The organism is Marinobacter sp. SS13-12, assembly GCF_030227115.1.
GTDB lineage: Bacteria > Pseudomonadota > Gammaproteobacteria > Pseudomonadales > Oleiphilaceae > Marinobacter.
In genome coordinates, this window is record NZ_JASSUA010000007.1 from 1 (window position 1) to 15,954 (window position 15,954).

At 56.0% G+C, this 15,954-nt stretch carries 13 protein-coding genes and 1 tRNA gene; all 14 read left to right on the top strand.

Annotated elements, in window-relative coordinates:
* The coding region (locus QPL94_RS21180) for an EF-Tu C-terminal domain-related protein (protein WP_502881568.1) at nucleotides 1–125 on the top strand (125 nt) is incomplete at its 5' end.
* Between the two features lie 52 nt (nucleotides 126–177).
* Nucleotides 178–253: transfer RNA gene (locus tag QPL94_RS21185), tRNA-Trp, on the top strand.
* Nucleotides 254–287: 34 nt separating this feature from the next.
* Nucleotides 288–656 (top strand): preprotein translocase subunit SecE, encoded by a 369-nt coding sequence (gene secE / locus QPL94_RS21190; RefSeq protein ID WP_027830870.1) that lies wholly within the window; start codon nucleotides 288–290, stop codon nucleotides 654–656.
* Between the two features lie 13 nt (nucleotides 657–669).
* Nucleotides 670–1,203 carry a transcription termination/antitermination protein NusG gene (gene nusG / locus QPL94_RS21195; RefSeq protein ID WP_137438078.1) on the top strand — a complete coding sequence of 178 codons (534 nt, stop codon included), beginning with the start codon at nucleotides 670–672 and terminating at the stop codon, nucleotides 1,201–1,203.
* Nucleotides 1,204–1,322: 119 nt separating this feature from the next.
* A complete protein-coding gene (rplK, locus tag QPL94_RS21200; protein ID WP_027830872.1) occupies nucleotides 1,323–1,754 on the top strand; it encodes a 50S ribosomal protein L11 in 432 nt (143 codons plus the stop codon).
* A gap of 1 nt (nucleotide 1,755) precedes the next feature.
* On the top strand, nucleotides 1,756–2,454 hold the full coding sequence (gene rplA, locus QPL94_RS21205) for a 50S ribosomal protein L1 (protein WP_137438077.1): 699 nt from the start codon (nucleotides 1,756–1,758) through the stop codon (nucleotides 2,452–2,454).
* A gap of 225 nt (nucleotides 2,455–2,679) precedes the next feature.
* Entirely contained in the window at nucleotides 2,680–3,210 is a 531-nt protein-coding gene (gene rplJ / locus QPL94_RS21210) for a 50S ribosomal protein L10 (RefSeq protein ID WP_027830874.1), read from the top strand.
* Between the two features lie 39 nt (nucleotides 3,211–3,249).
* Entirely contained in the window at nucleotides 3,250–3,624 is a 375-nt protein-coding gene (gene rplL, locus QPL94_RS21215) for a 50S ribosomal protein L7/L12 (protein WP_137438076.1), read from the top strand.
* A 242-nt stretch (nucleotides 3,625–3,866) separates the two neighbouring features.
* Nucleotides 3,867–7,943: a DNA-directed RNA polymerase subunit beta gene (gene rpoB / locus QPL94_RS21220; protein ID WP_285359863.1), complete on the top strand. Its 4,077-nt coding sequence runs from the start codon at nucleotides 3,867–3,869 to the stop codon at nucleotides 7,941–7,943.
* Between the two features lie 77 nt (nucleotides 7,944–8,020).
* Nucleotides 8,021–12,235, top strand: coding sequence for a DNA-directed RNA polymerase subunit beta' (gene rpoC, locus QPL94_RS21225; RefSeq protein ID WP_285359865.1), 4,215 nt, complete (start codon nucleotides 8,021–8,023; stop codon nucleotides 12,233–12,235).
* A gap of 168 nt (nucleotides 12,236–12,403) precedes the next feature.
* Entirely contained in the window at nucleotides 12,404–12,778 is a 375-nt protein-coding gene (gene rpsL, locus QPL94_RS21230; RefSeq protein ID WP_007154021.1) for a 30S ribosomal protein S12, read from the top strand.
* A gap of 113 nt (nucleotides 12,779–12,891) precedes the next feature.
* Complete coding sequence (gene rpsG, locus QPL94_RS21235) at nucleotides 12,892–13,362, top strand: 30S ribosomal protein S7 (protein ID WP_285359870.1); 471 nt, start codon at nucleotides 12,892–12,894, stop codon at nucleotides 13,360–13,362.
* 18 nt (nucleotides 13,363–13,380) lie between these two features.
* On the top strand, nucleotides 13,381–15,486 hold the full coding sequence (gene fusA / locus QPL94_RS21240; RefSeq protein WP_285359871.1) for an elongation factor G: 2,106 nt from the start codon (nucleotides 13,381–13,383) through the stop codon (nucleotides 15,484–15,486).
* Between the two features lie 35 nt (nucleotides 15,487–15,521).
* A partial coding sequence (locus tag QPL94_RS21245) for a GTP-binding protein (protein ID WP_285359872.1) occupies nucleotides 15,522–15,954 on the top strand: 433 nt, incomplete at its 3' end.

The window sequence follows — 15,954 nt, forward strand, 5'->3', positions numbered from 1 at the left end:
GTGACAACGTCAAGATGAGTGTTACCCTGATCAACCCGATCGCCATGGAAGATGGCCTGCGCTTCGCGATTCGCGAAGGCGGCCGTACCGTTGGTGCCGGTGTGGTCTCCAAGATCCTCGAGTAATTGCTCTTGTTGAGTAAGAACTTGAAGTAAGTGCGCTGAGTTGTTTCGGTGCAGGCCAGTAGCTCAATTGGCAGAGCAGCGGTCTCCAAAACCGCAGGTTGGGGGTTCGATTCCCTCCTGGCCTGCCATTTATTTAACATCCGGATACATAAGCTGATTCCTATGGAGTCAAAAGCCGATCGTTCGACCAGTGGCTTCGATGCAGTAAAGTGGCTGGTTGTGTTTGTTCTGATTGCCATCGGTGTCGTTGGTAATCAGTATTTTAGTGCCGAGTCACTGCTGTATCGGGTGCTGGCTCTCGTAGCTCTTGCTCTGGTCGCTGCTTTTGTGGCGCTCCAAACCGAGCGTGGTCGGCGTTTTGCGACCCTGCTCAAGGAAGCCAGGGTTGAAATCCGGAAGGTCGTATGGCCCACCAGGCCGGAACTGATCCAGACTACAGCCATTGTTGTTGTGTTTGTGTTGGTTGTGGCGTTGATGCTGTGGGGTATGGATTCGTTGATCAGTTGGCTGGTCTCCGGAGTTATCGGGTAATCAGGAGTGTGCAATGGCTAAGCGCTGGTACGTCGTTCATGCGTATTCCGGCTTTGAGAAGCACGTGATGCGCACTCTTATGGAGCGTATTGCTCTCGAAGGCATGGAAGACAGGTTCGGCGAGATTCTTGTGCCGACGGAAGAAGTCGTCGAGATGCGTGACGGGAAAAAGCGCAAGAGTGAGCGCAAGTTTTATCCCGGATACGTTCTGGTGCAGATGGAGATGGATGACGCCACCTGGCACCTGGTGAAGAATACGCCCAGGGTTCTCGGCTTCATTGGCGGCACCAAGGACAAGCCGGCGCCGATTACAGAAAAAGAGGCCGAGGCGATTCTCCGTCGTGTTGAGAGTGGAGTGGATCAGCCCAAGCCCAAGACTCTGTTTGAGCCCGGTGAGATTGTTCGCGTCACTGAAGGTCCGTTCGCAGACTTCAATGGCGTTGTTGAAGAAGTTGACTACGACAAGAGTCGGGTCAAGGTTGCTGTGTTGATTTTCGGTCGTTCAACTCCGGTAGAGCTGGAGTTCGGGCAGGTCGAAAAAGACTGATTGGCAGCCTTACATGCTGAAAGCTCGCGCGCTATGGCGACGCGGGCTTTTTGTGTCTGCTACTGGCAGTTGTAAAAACAGGGGAGCCGAAGGGCGTTCGCACCCACAGGAGAAAGATCATGGCTAAGAAGATTGACGCGTATATCAAGCTTCAGGTTGCTGCCGGCAAGGCCAACCCGAGTCCCCCCGTTGGTCCTGCACTGGGTCAGCGCGGCGTAAACATCATGGAGTTCTGTAAGGCGTTCAACGCCCAGACCCAGGATATGGAGCCGGGCCTGCCGATTCCTACGGTTATTACCGTATACAGTGATCGCAGCTTTACCTTTATCACCAAGACTCCGCCTGCACCGGTGCTGCTCAAGAAAGCAGCCGGCATCAAGAGTGGTTCTGGTCGTCCGAACACCGACAAAGTCGGCACGGTTACCCGTGACCAGCTGGAAGAAATCGCCAGAACCAAGGAGCCGGATCTGACTGCAGCCGATATGGATGCTGCGGTACGTACCATTGCCGGAACCGCCCGTAGCATGGGCCTGAACGTGGAGGGCCTGTAACATGGCAAAGCTTAGCAAGCGTCAGAAACTGATTCGTGAAAAAGTGGATTCCGCCCGCGCCTATTCGGTCGACGAGGCAGTATCACTGCTGGTTGAACTGGGCGAGACCGTCAAGTTCAAGGAATCTGTAGACGTCGCCGTCAATCTCGGCGTAGATGCCCGTAAATCGGACCAGGTGGTGCGTAGCAGCACGGTTCTGCCTCACGGTACTGGTAAAACGGTTCGTGTAGCAGTCTTCACCCAGGGTGCCAACGCTGAGAAGGCGACTGCAGCCGGCGCCGACATCGTCGGTATGGACGATCTGGCGGAAGAAGTTAAAAAAGGCAACATGGATTTCGACGTGGTTATCGCCACTCCGGATGCCATGCGTGTTGTTGGTCAGCTGGGCCAGATTCTTGGTCCCCGCGGCCTGATGCCGAACCCGAAAGTCGGCACTGTTACCCCGGACGTTGAGACCGCCGTAAAGAACGCCAAGGCAGGTCAGGTTCGTTACCGTACAGACAAGAACGGTATCATCCATGCTCCGATGGGTAACGTGGAATTCTCTGCGCAGAACATCAAGGAAAACATTGAAGCTCTGATCGCAGACCTGAAAAAGGCCAAGCCCTCATCCTCGAAAGGTGTTTACCTCAAGAAGGTAACCCTGTCGTCGACGATGGGTCCTGGTCTGACTATCGACCAGAGTGCTCTGAACGTCTGAGCATCTGGCGGTAGTTACTTTGTAGTCTGGGCGGAAGCCAAGGCTGTCAAAGACCGCAGGCCCCTGAAGCACTCTTTCTTCTGAGAGAGCGACTATACGGGTTAAAGCAACGCCTGCGCAGACGGTGTGAAGACGTTCTCTCTGAACCCAAACACCGTTGGGAGCCCCGCGAGGGGTATATGTGGGTTTGCCGGGATATCCCCGGCGAAATCGAGGAGAAATCCAGTGGCAATTAGACTCGAAGACAAGAAAGCGATCGTCGCTGAAGTCAACGAGACTGCCGGTGGTGCTCTGTCTGTTGTTATGGCTGACTACCGTGGTGTCACTTCCGGTGACATGACGGCTCTGCGAGCGAAAGCCCGTGCCGAGAACGTTCTTCTGAAGGTTGTTCGTAACAACCTGGCGAAGATCGCGATCCGCGGTACCGAGTTCGAGTGCATTGATGAGGCATTGGTCGGCCCGACAATTCTGGCGTTCTCAATGGAAGATCCGGGTGCGGCTGCACGCCTGCTGAAGGATTTTGCCAAAGAGAAAGAGGCATTCGAGATCAAGGGCCTGGCCGTCGGCGGTGAGCTGATGGGCGCAGACCAGATCGACCGCCTTGCCAAGCTGCCGACACGCCACGAGGCGTTGACGATGCTGGCCGCAGTAACACAGGCACCAATCACCAAGCTGGCGCGGACACTGAACGAAGTACCAACCAAAGTGACCCGTGCTGTAGCGGCAGTTCGAGACCAGAAGCAAGAAGCTGCTTGATTCTGTTGAACACCATTTTTATATTTTTGGGAGAAAGTCATGGCTCTGTCTAACGAAGACATTTTGAACGCAATTGCTGAAATGAGCGTAATGGACGTTGTTGCGCTGGTTGAAGCAATGGAAGAGAAATTCGGTGTATCTGCGGCTGCCGCCGTAGCTGCTGCACCTGCGGCTGCTGCTGCCGGTGAAGCTGTTGAAGAACAGACCGAATTTGACGTTGTTCTTACCGGTCCTGGTGAGAAGAAAGTAAACGTAATCAAGGCCGTTCGTGAACTGACTGGCCTGGGCCTGAAAGAAGCCAAGGAAATGGTCGACAGCGCTCCTTCCGTTATCAAGGAAGCGGCCAGCAAAGACGACGCTGACGCAGCCAAGAAGAAGCTTGAGGAAGCAGGCGCTTCTGTTGAGCTTAAGTAAGAGTTGGCTGTTGATCGAAACCGTGCGTTAAGCATGGACAGGCTGGTGGCCGTGTGCCACCGGCCTTTTTCTGTTGTATACGCTATAGACTCTGAACGCCGATCTTGTGGTGCTGTCAGAATCTATAACCTACAGCGAGAGTCTTGTTCAAGACGGCGCAGTAAGCCGAGCAAATCGGCCCCGAAGCATGAAAATGGTTGCTTCTTGATACCAGGTATCAGGTCTAAAGCTGGGGAATGCAGATGACTTACTCCTATACAGAGAAAAAGCGGATTCGCAAAGATTTTAGTAAATTGCCGTCCGTGATGGATGTCCCCTATTTGCTGTCTATACAGCTGGATTCGTTCCGGGACTTCCTCCAAAGTGAAGCCGCACCCGAAAATCGTCGGGAAACCGGTCTCCACGCAGCATTCAAATCCGTATTCCCGATTGTCAGTTATTCTGGCAACGCCGCACTCGAATACGTGAGTTACCGCATCGGCGAGCCGGTATTTGACGTCAAGGAATGCCAGCTTAGGGGCGTAACCTACGCAGCACCGCTGCGGGTCAAAGTAAGACTTATCATTTATGATAAGGAATCGTCCAACAAGGCGATCAAGGATATCAAAGAGCAGGAAGTCTACATGGGCGAAATGCCCCTGATGACCGAGAACGGTACCTTCGTTATCAACGGTACCGAGCGGGTTATCGTTTCCCAGCTCCACCGTTCACCGGGTGTGTTCTTCGATCATGACAAGGGCAAGACCCACTCGTCAGGCAAGCTGCTGTATTCGGCGCGGGTCATTCCTTACCGTGGTTCCTGGCTGGACTTCGAGTTCGATGCCAAGGACTCGGTGTTCGTCCGTATTGACCGTCGCCGGAAGCTGCCTGCGTCCATTCTCCTGCGCGCTCTGGGGTATAACTCCGAGCAGATGCTGGAGATGTTCTTCGATACCAGTAAATTCAGTATCGGCCCCGAAGTCTGCAAGCTGGAGCTGGTTCCCAGCCGCCTGCGCGGTGATATCGCAACGTTCGATATCAAGGACAAGAAAGGCGCGGTCATTGTCGAGGAAGGCCGCCGGATTACCGCTCGTCACATCAAACAGCTTGAAAAGGCTGGCCTGACCGAGCTGGAAGTTCCGACGGAGTATCTCTACGGCCGTGTACTGTCTAAGGACATGGTTGATACCAAGTCCGGAGAGGTTCTGGTTGAGTGTAATACTGAACTGACGGAAGAAATTGTCACCAAAATCCTGGATTCCGGTGTTACAGACATTGAAACCCTGTACACCAACGATCTGGATTGTGGTCCGTTCATGTCGGACACGCTGCGCATCGACCCGACCCGCACGCCGCTTGAGGCGCTGGTCGAGATCTATCGCATGATGCGCCCGGGCGAGCCGCCCACCAAGGAATCGGCAGAGAACCTGTTCAATAACCTGTTCTTCTCGGAAGAGCGGTATGACCTGTCCTCCGTTGGTCGGATGAAGCTGAACCGTCGTCTGCGCCGTGAAGAAAGCACCGGTGAAGGCACGCTGACCCACGACGACATCATCGACGTCCTCAAGACGCTGATTGATATCCGTAATGGCCAGGGCAATGTCGATGACATCGATAACCTGGGTAACCGTCGCGTTCGTTGTGTAGGCGAAATGGCGGAAAACCAGTTCCGTGTTGGTCTGGTGCGTGTTGAGCGTGCAGTCCGTGAGCGTCTGAGCCTGGCGGAGAGCGAAGGCCTGATGCCTCAGGACCTGATCAACGCCAAGCCGGTTGCGGCGGCGGTGAAAGAGTTCTTCGGCTCCAGCCAGCTGTCCCAGTTCATGGATCAGAACAATCCGTTGTCGGAAGTGACTCACAAGCGCCGTATTTCGGCTCTTGGTCCTGGCGGTCTGACCCGCGAACGTGCCGGTTTCGAGGTTCGTGACGTACACCCGACCCATTACGGGCGTGTGTGTCCTATCGAGACACCGGAAGGCCCGAACATCGGTCTGATCAACTCGCTGGCTACCTACGCCCGCTCCAACTCCTACGGTTTCCTCGAGAGCCCGTACCGGAAGGTTGTGGACGGTCTGGTTACCGATGAGGTGGTTTATCTCTCTGCCATTGAAGAGAGCAACTTCATCATCGCCCAGGCCAGTGCGGCAATGGACGAGAACAAGCGTCTGTCTGATGAGCTGGTAACCGTTCGTCACCAGAACGAGTTTACCGTTACGCCGCCGGAGAACGTCAATTTCATGGACGTGTCTCCGCGCCAGGTGGTCTCGGTGGCCGCGTCATTGATTCCGTTCCTGGAGCACGATGACGCCAACCGGGCACTGATGGGTTCCAACATGCAGCGCCAGGCTGTTCCGACCCTGCGTTCAGAGGTGCCTCTGGTAGGTACCGGTGTTGAGCGTACCGTGGCCCAGGACTCCGGTGTTTGTGTGACGGCCCGTCGTGGCGGTGTGATTGAAAGCGTCGACGCGGCTCGCATCGTGGTGCGTGTCAACGACGGCGAGACCGAAGCCGGTGATGCGGGTGTGGATATCTATAACCTCACCAAGTACACCCGGTCAAACCAGAACACCTGTATCAATCAGCGCTCCATCGTCAATCAGGGCGACGAAATTGCCCGTGGCGACGTGCTGGCTGATGGTCCTTCTGTGGATCTGGGTGAACTGGCGCTGGGGCAGAACATGCGTATCGCGTTCATGCCCTGGAACGGTTACAACTTTGAGGACTCCATCCTTATTTCCGAGAAAGTGGTCCAGGAAGATCGCCTGACCACCATCCACATCCAGGAACTGACCTGTGTGGCCCGGGATACCAAACTGGGTAGCGAAGAAATCACTGCGGATATTCCGAACGTTGGTGAAAGCGCGCTGTCCAAGCTGGACGAGTCCGGTATTGTCTATATTGGCGCAGAAGTCGGCGCAGGTGACATTCTGGTAGGCAAGGTGACGCCGAAAGGTGAAACCCAGCTGACGCCAGAGGAGAAGCTTCTGAGGGCCATCTTCGGTGAGAAGGCCTCGGACGTTAAGGATACGTCCTCGCGTGTACCTACCGGTACCCGTGGCACGGTTATTGACGTTCAGGTCTTTACCCGTGACGGTATCGAAAAGGACACGCGTGCCCAGTCCATCGAGAAAGAGCAGCTGGACGAGTACCGCAAGGACCTGAAAGACGAGTACCGTATTGTTGAAGGTGCCACCTTCGAGCGGCTGACCAATGCCCTGAAAGGGCAGGAAGTCATCAGCGGCCCGGGCCTCAAGAAAGGCGCCAAGCTTGACGAGTCCTACCTGGCAGAGCTGCCGCGTGACGACTGGTTCAAGCTGCGGATGAAAGACGAGGCTTTGAACGAGCTGCTGGAGAAATCCGAGCAGGGCCTGGAAGATCGCAAGAAGGATCACGAAGCGCGCTTTGACGACAAGAAAGGCAAGCTTCAGCAAGGCGATGATCTTGCTCCGGGTGTTCTCAAGATCGTCAAGGTGTACCTCGCGATCAAGCGTCGGATTCAGCCGGGTGACAAGATGGCCGGCCGTCATGGTAACAAGGGTGTTATCTCTGCGGTCATGCCGATCGAGGACATGCCTTACGACGAGTACGGCAATACCGTTGATATCGTGCTGAACCCCCTGGGTGTTCCGTCGCGGATGAACGTGGGTCAGGTTCTTGAGACTCACCTGGGTGCCGCGGCGAAGGGGCTGGGTGAGCGCATCAGCCGGATGCTGGATGAGCAGCGCAAGATTGCTGAACTCCGCAGCCTGCTGGACGAGATCTACAACCACTCGGACGAGGTCACACAGGTTGACCTGGATTCGCTGAGCGACAAGGAGATCCTGGCGTTGGCCAACAACCTGCGCACGGGTGTTCCCATGGCAACGCCGGTATTCGACGGTGCCAAGGAAGCGGAGGTCAAGCGGATGCTTGAGCTGGCAGGTCTTAGTACCACTGGCCAGACTGTGCTGTATGACGGCCGTACCGGCGACGAGTTTGACCGTCCGGTAACGGTTGGCTACATGTATATCCTCAAGCTGAACCACCTGATCGACGACAAGATGCACGCTCGTTCCACCGGTTCGTATAGCCTGGTTACCCAGCAGCCGCTGGGTGGTAAGGCGCAGTTCGGTGGTCAGCGCTTCGGTGAGATGGAAGTGTGGGCCCTCGAGGCTTACGGTGCGGCGTATACGCTGCAGGAAATGCTTACCGTGAAGTCTGATGATGTGAATGGTCGGACCAAGATGTACAAGAACATTGTCGATGGCGATCATCGTATGGAGCCGGGCATGCCCGAGTCCTTCAATGTTCTGGTCAAGGAAATCCGCTCGCTGGGTATCGACATCGAGCTGGAATCCGACTGAGCCGAATTGTTTTTGGCAGCGTGAGCGGGTACCGGTCGGTACCCGCCCGAGAATAACGCCATCCGGAGCTGTTACTGATGAAAGATTTGCTGAATCTTCTCAAAAACCAGAACCAGAAGCAGGAATTTGACGCCATCCGTATTGGACTGGCGTCGCCTGACATGATCCGTTCATGGTCTTTTGGTGAGGTCAAAAAGCCTGAGACCATCAACTACCGTACGTTCAAGCCTGAACGTGACGGTCTTTTCTGTGCCAAGATCTTCGGCCCGATCAAGGATTACGAGTGCCTGTGCGGCAAGTACAAGCGCCTCAAGCACCGTGGTGTCATCTGCGAGAAGTGTGGTGTTGAAGTGGCACTGGCCAGTGTGCGCCGTGAGCGCATGGGTCATATCGAGCTTGCCAGCCCGGTCGCCCATATCTGGTTCCTGAAATCACTGCCGTCCCGCATCGGTCTGATGCTGGACATGACCCTGCGCGATATTGAACGGGTTCTGTATTTCGAATCGTTCATTGTTATCGAGCCGGGCATGACGACCCTTGAGAAAGGGCAGCTGCTGAACGACGAGCAGTACTACGAAGCGCTGGAAGAGTTCGGCGACGAGTTCGACGCCCGCATGGGTGCCGAAGCCGTCCAGGAACTGCTGGAAGGTATTGATCTGCAGGCCGAGGTTGAAGCCCTGCGGGAAGAGATTCCCCAGACCAACTCCGAAACCAAGATCAAGAAATTCAGCAAGCGCCTGAAGATTCTCGAGGCCTTCCTGTACTCCGGTAACAAGCCGGGCGACATGGTCATGACCGTGCTGCCGGTTCTGCCGCCGGATCTGCGTCCGCTGGTACCGTTGGACGGTGGCCGTTTCGCCACGTCCGACCTGAACGATCTGTACCGTCGGGTGATCAACCGGAACAACCGTCTCAAGCGCCTGCTGGAGCTCAATGCTCCGGATATCATTGTGCGTAACGAGAAGCGGATGCTGCAGGAAGCTGTGGACGCACTGCTGGACAACGGCCGTCGTGGTCGCGCCATTACCGGCACCAACAAGCGCCCGCTGAAGTCCCTGGCAGACATGATCAAGGGTAAGCAGGGTCGCTTCCGTCAGAACCTGCTCGGTAAGCGAGTGGATTACTCCGGTCGTTCGGTGATCGTGGTTGGTCCCTACCTGCGCCTGCACCAGTGCGGTCTTCCCAAGAAGATGGCGCTGGAGCTGTTCAAGCCGTTTATTTTCTCCAAGCTGGAGCACCGTGGTCTGGCGACCACGATCAAGGCCGCCAAGAAAATGGTCGAGCGCGAGGAAGGCGTGGTCTGGGATATCCTGGACGAGGTCATCCGTGAGCACCCGATCATGCTCAACCGGGCACCCACGCTTCACCGTCTGGGTATCCAGGCGTTCGAGCCGGTATTGATTGAAGGCAAGGCGATCCAGCTGCACCCGCTGGTGTGTGCGGCCTACAACGCCGACTTCGACGGTGACCAGATGGCGGTCCACGTACCGCTGACCCTGGAAGCCCAGCTCGAAGCCCGTGCGTTGATGATGTCCACCAACAACGTGCTGTCGCCGGCTAACGGCGAGCCGATCATCGTGCCGTCTCAGGACGTGGTGCTGGGTCTTTACTACATGACCCGTGACCGCAAGAGTGCGCTTGGTGAAGGCATGGTGTTTGCCGATGTCAAAGAGGCGCACCGCGCCTATGGCGCCGGCAAGGTGGATCTTCAGGCCATGGTCAAGGTCCGCGTTAAAGAAGTGACCTATGACGAAAACGGCGAGAAGATTGAAGTGCTCAAGATCGTGGAAACCACGGTCGGCCGTGCACTGCTGTTTGATATCGTGCCTGACGGTCTGTCCTACGACATCGTCAACAAGCCGATGGTCAAAAAGGCGATCTCCAACCTGATCAACACCTGTTACCGCGATGCGGGTCTGAAAGACACCGTGATTTTTGCGGATCAGCTGATGTACATGGGCTATCACTTCGCGACGGTTTCCGGCATTTCAATCGGCTTTAACGACTTCGAGATTCCTCCCGAGAAGTACGAGCTGGTGGATGCGGCGTCTGAAGAAGTCAAGGACATCGAGACCCAGTACGCGTCCGGTCTGCTGACCCAGGGCGAGAAGTACAACAAGGTTATCGATATCTGGTCCCGCGCCAACGACAAAGTGTCCAAGGCGATGATGGACAGGCTGTCCCAGGAACAGGTTATCGGGCCGGATGGCAAGGCTGTCAAAGGCGAAAATGGCGAAGACCTCATGCAGGAGTCTTTCAACTCCGTTTACATGATGGCCGACTCCGGCGCCCGGGGCTCCCCCGCACAGATCCGTCAGTTGGCGGGTATGCGTGGTCTGATGGCGAAGCCGGATGGCTCGATCATTGAAACCCCGATTACCGCGAACTTCCGTGAGGGTCTGAACGTACTTCAGTACTTCATCTCCACGCACGGTGCCCGTAAGGGTCTGGCGGATACCGCTCTGAAGACGGCGAACTCCGGTTACCTGACTCGCCGCCTGGTGGACGTGTCCCAGGATCTGGTGGTCACAGAAACCGACTGTGGCACCGAGGAAGGCCTGCTGATGACGCCGCATATCGAAGGCGGTGACGTGGTCGTGCCTCTGGGTGATCGTGTTCTCGGTCGTGTCACTGCACGTGCTGCGTTCACGCCTACCGACAAGGACAATGCCGTTGTCGAAGCCGGCACTCTGCTGGATGAGAAAGCGGTTGAGTCGCTTGAGCGTGCCGGTGTGGACGAAGTCTGGGTTCGTTCTGCGATTACCTGTGAAACCCGCCACGGCATCTGTTCCAAGTGTTACGGTCGTGACCTTGCGCGGGGCCATCAGGTCAACGTTGGTGAAGCGGTCGGTGTTATCGCGGCGCAGTCCATCGGTGAGCCAGGTACCCAGCTGACCATGCGTACCTTCCACATTGGTGGTGCGGCCAGCCGGGCGTCTGCGGTCGACAATATCCAGGTCAAGCACGGCGGCACTGTTCGCCTGCACAACCTGAAGTCCATCGAGAAGAGCGACGGCACGCTGGTCGTGATCTCCCGCTCCTCTGCGCTGGCGATTGCCGACGAACAGGGCCGTGAGCGTGAGTGGTACAAGCTCCCCTATGGCGCGGTGCTGTCGGTCAAGCATGGTGATTCGGTTGAAGCCGGTGTCGCGGTTGCCAAGTGGGATCCGCACACTCACCCGATCATTGCCGAGGCGGAAGGTACCGTCCGGTTCGTCAACATGGATCAGGGCATCACTGTCCGGACCCAGACAGACGAGCTGACCGGTCTGTCCACCATGGAAGTTATCGATCCCAAGGAACGTCCGGCGGCCGGTAAGGACATCCGTCCTGCCATCCAGCTGATTGACGAGAAGGGTGAGGACGTTGAGCTGCCCGGTGGCGGTACTGCAATCTTCTTCCTGCCAGCCAACGCGCTGGTGACCATGGCCAACGGTGCCAGGGTCGAACTGGGTGACGTGGTTGCACGTATCCCGCAGGAAAGCTCGAAGACCCGGGATATTACCGGTGGTCTGCCACGGGTTGCCGACCTGTTCGAAGCCCGTCGTCCGAAAGAGTCCTCGATCCTGGCGGAAGTCAGTGGTGTGGTTTCATTCGGCAAGGAAACCAAGGGCAAGAAGCGCCTGGTGATCACGCCGAAGGATGCGGATCCGTATGAGGTTCTGATTCCGAAGCATCGCCAGATGAACGTGTTCGAGGGTGAGACGGTCGAGAAGGGTGAGGTCATCTCCGACGGCCCTTCCAACCCGCACGATATTCTGCGCCTGCTGGGTGTAGTGGCGTTGGCGAAGTACATTACCAACGAGATCCAGGACGTGTACCGCCTGCAAGGCGTTGTCATCAACGATAAGCACATCGAAGTTATTGTTCGTCAGATGCTGCGCAAGGTCGAGATTACCGACGCCGGCGATACCAGCCTGCTGGGTGGTGATCAGGTTGAGATCACTCAGTTCATGGAAGAGAACGAGAAAGCAGAGGCAGCCGACAAGGAGCCCGCAAGGTGCGATCGTCTGCTGCTGGGTATCACCAAGGCATCTCTGGCAACAGAGTCCTTCATCTCTGCAGCATCGTTCCAGGAAACCACGCGGGTTCTGACCGAAGGCGCCGTCACCGGCAAGCGGGACTACCTCCGCGGCCTGAAGGAAAACGTGGTGGTGGGTCGCCTGATTCCGGCTGGTACCGGTCTCGCCTACCACGCAGAGCGCAAGCGCAAGCGTGAACTGGAAGAGCAGGGCGTAACCGCAGCGGATGTGGAAGAAGCTCTGAGTGCCGAGCTCAACCGCGAAAGCTGAGTTGGCCGGCACGGCCACCCGCCGGTAGTTACTTACGCCGCGGGTGGTTAAAAAGAGATCAGTCATCTTGACTGTTAGGGGGCGCGGGCTTACACTTGCGACCCTCAAATTTTACCCCCGCCTGTCGGGGGTAAGTTTCATTGATACGGTTTTTTGGAGTTTGCTTACATGGCAACGATTAATCAGTTGGTGCGTAAGCCTCGTAAACGCAAGGCAGCCAAGAGCGACGTTCCTGCTCTGCAGGCCTGTCCTCAGCGCCGTGGTGTGTGTACTCGTGTATACACCACAACGCCGAAGAAGCCGAACTCAGCACTGCGTAAAGTGTGCCGTGTTCGCCTGACTAACGGCTACGAGGTTTCCTCATACATTGGTGGTGAAGGTCACAACCTTCAGGAGCACAGTGTTGTGCTGATCCGTGGTGGTCGAGTTAAAGACCTTCCGGGTGTGCGCTATCACACTGTTCGCGGAACACTGGACACCCAGGGTGTGCAGAACCGTAAGCAGGGCCGCTCCAAGTACGGTGCAAAACGACCCAAGTCCTGATGTCCCACGCGGGTGTCTTTTATCGTTGCTACGTAGAACGGTGAGAGTAAGGCTGAGTAGCTGATGCTATCTCAGGGGTTCCTGAAGACCTTTTAACAGATAAGGGCTTATCGATGCCTAGAAGAAGAGTTGCAGCAAAACGGGAAATTATCCCGGATCCCAAATTCGGCAGTGCACGTCTGGCCAAGTTCATCAACCATGTGATGGAAAGTGGCAAGAAAGGCGTTGCAGAGCGCATTGTTTATGGCGCGCTCGATATCGTTGCCGACAAGTCGAAGGAAGAGCCGATCGAAATGTTCGAGAAGGCCCTGGAGAACATCCAGCCGATGGTTGAGGTTAAGTCCCGTCGCGTGGGTGGTGCTACTTACCAGGTGCCTGTAGAAGTGCGGCCTTCCCGTCAGCACGCGCTGGCCATGCGCTGGCTCGTAGAATATTCACGGAAACGTGGTGAAAAGTCCATGGCTCAGCGTCTGGCAGGCGAAATCCTGGATGCCGCTGATAGCAAAGGCTCCGCTGTTAAGAAGCGCGAAGACGTTCATCGCATGGCAGAAGCCAACAAGGCGTTCTCTCACTTCCGTTTCTAATCAGCCGAGGTTTATACAGTGGCACGTAAGACTCCGATCAAGAGATACAGAAACATTGGTATTTGTGCGCACGTTGATGCGGGCAAAACCACAACCACCGAGCGGGTCCTGTTCTATACAGGTATTTCCCACAAGATTGGTGAAGTTCATGATGGCGCAGCAACCATGGACTGGATGGAGCAGGAGCAGGAGCGTGGTATTACCATCACGTCTGCTGCAACCACCTGTTTCTGGCAGGGCATGGACAAACAGTATCCTGAGCACCGTATCAACATCATCGATACCCCGGGACACGTTGACTTCACCATCGAGGTAGAGCGCTCGCTGCGTGTACTCGACGGTGCGGTTGTGGTGTTCTGTGGTTCTTCAGGTGTTGAGCCGCAGTCCGAGACTGTCTGGCGTCAGGCCAACAAGTACGAAGTTCCGCGCATGGTATTCGTCAACAAGATGGACCGTGCCGGCGCCAACTTCCTGCGGGTTGTTGCCCAGATCAAGAATCGCCTGGGTGCCAACGCCGTACCGGTTCAGTTGCCGATTGGTTCTGAAGAGGACTTTGCCGGTGTTATCGATCTGATCCGTAACAAGGCGATCTACTGGAACGAAGACGACGCTGGTGCAACCTATGACGAGCGTGATGTTCCGGCGGAAATGGCCGAGGAAGTGGCCAAGTACCGCGAAGAGATGATGGAAGCGGCCGCGGAAGCCAACGAAGAGTTGATGGAACGCTACCTCGAAGAGGGCGAGCTGAACAACGACGACATCAAAAAAGGTCTGCGTATTCGTACGCTCGCCAATGAGATCGTCATCGCGACCTGTGGTTCTGCCTTCAAGAACAAGGGTGTTCAGGCGGTATTGGACGCTGTTATCGAATTCCTGCCAGCGCCGGATGAGGTTAAAGCCATCCGTGGTGAAGTGGACGAAGACGGTACTGAAGAAACCCGTCAGGCTGATGACGATGCTCCCTTCTCCGCTCTGGCATTCAAGATTGCGACAGACCCGTTTGTCGGCACGCTGACCTTCTTCCGTGTCTACTCCGGTAGGCTCGAATCCGGTAATGCGGTTTACAATTCGGTCAAGCAGAAGAAAGAGCGCGTTGGCCGTATGGTTCAGATGCACTCCAAAGAGCGTCAGGAGATCAAGGAAGTTCTTGCGGGTGACATTGCTGCGGCAATTGGCCTCAAGAGTGTCACGACCGGTGATACCCTGTGCGACGAGAACCACAAGATCATCCTGGAGCGCATGGAATTCCCGGAGCCGGTTATCTCCGTAGCCGTAGAGCCGAAGTCCAAAGCTGATCAGGAGAAGATGGGTGTTGCCCTTGGCAAGCTGGCCCAAGAAGATCCTTCATTCCGTGTGCGCACTGATGAAGAGTCCGGCCAGACCATCATCTCCGGTATGGGTGAGCTTCACCTGGACATTATCGTTGACCGCATGCGTCGCGAGTTCAAGGTAGAGGCAAACATTGGTAAGCCGCAGGTTGCTTACCGTGAGTGCATCCGTAAGAACGTGGATGTGGAAGGCAAGTTCGTACGTCAGTCTGGTGGTCGTGGTCAGTACGGTCACGTCAAGATCAAGCTTGAGCCGCTGCCTCTTGATGATGAAGATGGCGAGAACTTTATCTTCGTGAATGAAATCGTTGGTGGTGTCGTTCCCAAGGAATACATACCTGCTGTCCAGCAAGGCATTCAGGAGCAGATGCAGAACGGCTGTCTGGCCGGTTACCCGCTGCTGCGCATCAAGGCCACGCTGTACGATGGTTCTTACCACGACGTTGACTCCAATGAGATGGCCTTCAAGGTCGCCGGTTCCATGGCGATGAAGAAAGGCGCTCTGGAAGCCAGCCCAGCCCTTCTCGAGCCGATGATGAGGGTAGAGGTTGTTACCCCTGAAGATTACATGGGTGACGTAGTAGGCGACCTGAACCGTCGTCGCGGTCTCGTGCAGGGCATGGAAGACATTCCTTCTGGCAAGCAGATTCGTGCAGAGGTTCCGTTGTCGGAGATGTTCGGTTACGCCACCGATCTGCGTTCTGCAACGCAGGGTCGGGCGTCTTATGCGATGGAGTTCTCCCGCTATATGGAAGCTCCCTCGAACATTGCCGAAGCGATCATTAAAAAGGGTTGATCCCCAGGACTTAAGAAACAGGAAGAGGTGTAACCGTGTCTAAAGCAAAATTTGAGCGTAACAAGCCACACGTAAACGTGGGCACCATTGGTCACGTAGACCATGGCAAGACCACGCTGACAGCCGCGCTGACTCGTGTATGTCACGAAGTGTGGGGTACTGGTAGTGCAAGTGCATTCGATTCTATCGATAACGCGCCGGAAGAGAAGGCCCGTGGTATTACTATCGCGACTTCACACGTTGAGTATGATTCACCGGCACGTCACTACGCCCACGTAGACTGCCCGGGCCACGCTGACTATGTGAAGAACATGATCACGGGTGCGGCACAGATGGACGGCGCAATCCTGGTGTGTTCCGCAGCTGACGGCCCCATGCCGCAGACTCGTGAGCACATCCTGCTGTCCCGCCAGGTCGGCGTACCTTTCATCGTTGTGTTCCTGAACAAGGCGGACATGGTCGATGACG

Coding starts and splice junctions, on each gene's coding strand:
- secE (WP_027830870.1), top strand. CDS start 288: ATGGAGTCAAAAGCCGATCGTTCGACCAGTGGCTTCGATGCAGTAAAG.
- nusG (WP_137438078.1), top strand. CDS start 670: ATGGCTAAGCGCTGGTACGTCGTTCATGCGTATTCCGGCTTTGAGAAG.
- rplK (WP_027830872.1), top strand. CDS start 1,323: ATGGCTAAGAAGATTGACGCGTATATCAAGCTTCAGGTTGCTGCCGGC.
- rplA (WP_137438077.1), top strand. CDS start 1,756: ATGGCAAAGCTTAGCAAGCGTCAGAAACTGATTCGTGAAAAAGTGGAT.
- rplL (WP_137438076.1), top strand. CDS start 3,250: ATGGCTCTGTCTAACGAAGACATTTTGAACGCAATTGCTGAAATGAGC.
- rpoB (WP_285359863.1), top strand. CDS start 3,867: ATGACTTACTCCTATACAGAGAAAAAGCGGATTCGCAAAGATTTTAGT.
- rpoC (WP_285359865.1), top strand. CDS start 8,021: ATGAAAGATTTGCTGAATCTTCTCAAAAACCAGAACCAGAAGCAGGAA.
- rpsL (WP_007154021.1), top strand. CDS start 12,404: ATGGCAACGATTAATCAGTTGGTGCGTAAGCCTCGTAAACGCAAGGCA.
- rpsG (WP_285359870.1), top strand. CDS start 12,892: ATGCCTAGAAGAAGAGTTGCAGCAAAACGGGAAATTATCCCGGATCCC.